The sequence below is a fragment of the Kitasatospora sp. NPDC007106 genome, assembly GCF_040634455.1.
GTDB classification, from domain to species: domain Bacteria; phylum Actinomycetota; class Actinomycetes; order Streptomycetales; family Streptomycetaceae; genus Kitasatospora; species Kitasatospora arboriphila.
This window is the reverse complement of the sequence record NZ_JBEYFP010000917.1, coordinates 1-2,206: the sequence shown is the minus strand read 5'-3', so window position 1 is coordinate 2,206 and position 2,206 is coordinate 1. Positions and strand designations below refer to the sequence as shown.

Sequence of the window (2,206 nt, the reverse complement as noted above, 5' to 3'; positions counted from 1 at the left end):
CACGACGACGGCGGCGAACAGGTTGACCGCGACGACGGCGTTGATGTCCTGTTCGTTGACGGCCTGGATGAACCATTCGCCCATGCCGTGCCAGCCGAAGATGGTCTCGGTGAAGGCGGCTCCGGTGAAGATGCCGAGGAAGCTGTAGGCGAACATCGTCGACATCGGGATGACGGCGGTGCGCAGGCCGTGCTTGAGCAGGGCGCGGTTGCGGGTGAGCCCCTTGGCCTCGGCGGTGCGCAGGTAGTCGGAGCCGAGCACGTCGAGCATGGTGGAGCGCTGGTAGCGGCTGTAGACGGCGAGGCCGCCGAGGGCGAGCGAGAGCGTGGGCAGCAGCAGGTGCAGGCCCCAGTCGGCGAGGTGGGCGCCGAGTCCGCCGGCGAGGTTGGGCGTCTCGTAGCCGGTGAAGGGGACCACCTCGTGGCCGGCGGCGTCCTTGGCGGCGATGGCGCCGTTCTTGAGGAGCAGCGCGACGAGGAAGACCGGGGTCGAGAGCAGCACGAAGGAGAGCAGCGTGAGCGCCCGGTCGGAGAGCCGGTACTGGCGGACGGCGCTCCAGGCGCCGCCGGCGACGCCGAGCAGCATGCCGAGCAGGCTGCCGATCAGCAGGAGGCGCAGCGAGACCCAGATCCGGCGGCCGAACTCCTCGTTGACCGGGGTGTTGTGGATGGTGCGGCCGAGGTCGGCGCGGAGCAGCAGGCCGTCGGCCCAGGTGGCGAAGCGTTCGACGACCGGGGTGCGGTCGTTGATGTTGAGCGCGGTGAGCTGGCGGTCGACGGCGGCCGCGGAGGGTCTGGGCTGCTTGGCCTCGAAGTAGGCGCGGGGGCCGAGGGCGGCGCAGGAGAGGGCGTAGGCGAGGAAGACGGCGGCGACCAGGAGGACGGCGTAGTAGCCGAGCCGTTTCGCGAGGTAGCGGGTCACGGCGTACCGCCGGTGCGGTTCGCACACCTGGAGAACATGGTCGTTCGCCTTCGTTCGGAGGGTTTTTGACGCAGTTTCGCGCAGCAGTTGTACGGCACCCCGGACGGTCCGTCCAGGGCCTGCTGCACGGCGCGGTCCGGCCGGGTCGGCGAACGCGCTGGTCACAGTCGATCAGACGGGTGCGGACAGCATGTTGCCACCGGATTGCGCCCCGTTTCGTTTCGATCAGTTCTGCGCATGACCCCCTGTCGTCGGAGCTGATGGGCTGTTACGTTCTGCCTGCCGGCACCGACTTGGCTGCCCACGTTCAAGTGCCGCCACACCTGGCGGCCGCCCACGACTCTTCGAGACCCCCGAGGACTTCCCGATGGACGCATCGCTCGCCACCCGCAGACTCGGCCGGGCCGCCGCCGCGGCACTCGCCGTGGCGCTGGCCGCCACGGCCTGCAGCAGCCAGGCCGACGGCACGGCGGACGACGCGGCCAAGACGGTGGTGCCGACGGTGGGCGCCGAGGACAACAACCCGCAGCCGCTGGACCGGATCAAGGACGGCGGCGAGCTGCGCGAGCCGCTCCAGCAGTGGATCACCCAGTGGAACCCGTACCAGGTCGACGGCACCTACGGCGACGCGGTCGAGATCATGGGCTACCTGGAGGCGAAGCTCTTCCGCTCGGACGCCAAGGGCGTCTACCAGCCGGTGCCCGAGTACCTGGTGTCGGCCGAGGTCACCTCCACCTCGCCGCAGGTGGTGACCTACCGGCTCAACCCGAAGGCGGCCTGGTCGGACGGGAAGCCGATCGGCTACCAGGACTTCAAGGCCGTCTGGCAGGCCTCCAACGGCAAGGACCCGGCCTACAACCTCGCCGACTCCTCCGGCTACGAGCAGATATCCGCCGTCGAGCAGGGGGCCTCCCCCGGCGAGGTCAAGGTCACCTTCGCCCAGCCGTACGCCGACTGGCAGAGCCTGTTCAACCCGCTGCTGCCGGCGGCGGGGATCTCCACGCCGAAGGAGTTCAACGAGGGCTGGATCGAGAAGGTCCCGGTCTACGGCGGCCCGTTCGTGCTGCAGAACGCCGACAAGACCGCGCAGACCATCACCCTGGCGCCCAACCCGAAGTGGTGGGGGCCGAAGCCCAAGCTGGACCGGATCACCTACCGGGTGATGGACTCCGCCGCCATCACCCAGGCCTTCCTCAACAACGAGGTGGACTACGCCTCGGCCGGCACCGCCACCGCGTACGGCCAGCTCAAGGACGCCAAGGACGCGGCGATCCGCACCGGCACG

At 69.8% G+C, this 2,206-nt stretch carries 2 protein-coding genes; one reads left to right on the top strand and one right to left on the bottom strand.

What is annotated here, in order from left to right; genetic code table 11:
- The coding region (locus ABZ641_RS34010) for an ABC transporter permease (RefSeq protein ID WP_359988163.1) at positions 1 to 948 on the bottom strand (948 nt) is incomplete at its 3' end.
- 340 nt (positions 949 to 1,288) lie between these two features.
- Here ABZ641_RS34010 and ABZ641_RS34005 point away from each other — a divergent pair.
- On the top strand, positions 1,289 to 2,206 hold a 918-nt coding region (locus ABZ641_RS34005; RefSeq protein ID WP_359988162.1), incomplete at its 3' end, for an ABC transporter substrate-binding protein.